Below are 694 nucleotides of genomic sequence, written 5' to 3'. Positions count from 1 at the left end.
CCACAGCAGAAAGCCCGCCGAAATGGCGGGCTTTCCGACCGGCCGGAGGCCAGGAGAGTGCCGTCAAGCCTCACGGCTGGTTGTGCACTTCCGTTCCTGGCGATCCTGCCCTCAGCGGCGGGCGATCAGCAGGCAGAGCTGACGCAGGTCACGGTCATAGGTGCCCTCACTGCTGAGCACGTCGACGCAACGCTTCTTCATGCGCGCCACCTGGCTGCTGGACATCTGGGCCACGACACCCGGCAGGCTCGGATTGCTGGGGTTCGAGGGATTGCTGGGGTTGGACGGATTTGACGGATTGCTGGGATTGGTTCCAGTACCGACGCCCACGCCGACACCGACGCCGATGCCACCCGTGCCGCCGACATTGGCGCCGAGCCCTGCAGTGACGCCGCCTGTGCCACCGACATTGGCGCCCACTCCGGCATTGACACCATTGCTACCACCGACGGAAGCGCCGAGCCCTGCGCTGACGCCGGTCGAGCCGCCGATATTCGCACCCGCCCCGGCATTCACGCCGTTGGAGCCGCCGACCGAAGCACCGACGCCGGCGTTGACGCCGCCGCTGCCACCGACAGAAGCGCCGACGCCGGCATTGACGCCGCCGCTGCCGCCCACCGAGGCGCCGACACCGACGCCGAGCCCAGCTGCGCTTGCCGGCATGGCAAGAACGAGGACCATTGCACTACCTGCC

1 protein-coding gene is annotated in these 694 nt (G+C 68.3%); it reads right to left on the bottom strand.

The window, feature by feature from the left end; all coding sequences use genetic code 11:
* Positions 1–111: 111 nt before the first annotated feature.
* Positions 112–694 (bottom strand): hypothetical protein (locus AC1DX0_RS36680; RefSeq protein WP_477359511.1); only part of this gene is annotated, 583 nt, incomplete at its 5' end.

Source organism: Mesorhizobium sp. P3_A9, assembly GCF_056402975.1.
Note: the sequence above shows the minus strand (reverse complement) of the source record. Positions and strands in the feature narration are given on the sequence as shown.